Below are 556 nucleotides of genomic sequence, written 5' to 3'. Positions count from 1 at the left end.
CGACGGGGCCGTGTGCACCGTCGACCTGGTGGAACGCGCCAAGGCCGGAGAGGGCGAGGCCTTCGGGCGGCTCTTCGACCACTACTCGGACACCGTCTACCGCTTCGTCTACTACCGCGTGAACAACCGCGCCACCGCCGAGGACCTGACCAGCGAGACCTTTCTGCGCGCCCTGCGCCGGATCGGCACCTTCACCTGGCAGGGAAAGGACTTCGGCGCCTGGCTGGTGACCATCGCCCGCAACCTGGTCGCCGACCACTACAAGTCCAGCCGCACCCGCCTCGAGGTGACCACCGGGGAGATGCTCGACCCCGACGAGATGGTTCGCAGCCCCGAGGACTCGGTGCTGGAGCACCTGTCGAACGCCGCCCTGCTCGACGCGGTGCGCCGCCTCAACCCCCAGCAGCAGGAATGCGTCACCCTGCGCTTCCTCAGCGGCCTGTCGGTCGCCGAGACCGCGCGGGTGATGGGAAAGAACGAGGGCGCGATCAAGACCCTCCAGTACCGGGCGGTGCGCACCCTCGCCCGGTTGCTCCCCCCCGACCTGCGCTGACCC

1 protein-coding gene is annotated in these 556 nt (G+C 69.6%); it reads left to right on the top strand.

The features are described from left to right. The coding region (locus FNQ90_RS26185; protein ID WP_182608561.1) for an ECF subfamily RNA polymerase sigma factor, BldN family at nucleotides 1–553 on the top strand (553 nt) is incomplete at its 5' end. Nucleotides 554–556 lie beyond the last annotated feature (3 nt).

Origin of the sequence: Streptomyces alkaliphilus (assembly GCF_014141535.1) — a bacterium.
In the GTDB taxonomy this organism is placed as follows: Bacteria; Actinomycetota; Actinomycetes; order Streptomycetales; family Streptomycetaceae; genus Streptomyces; species Streptomyces alkaliphilus.
Note: the sequence above shows the minus strand (reverse complement) of the source record. Positions and strands in the feature narration are given on the sequence as shown.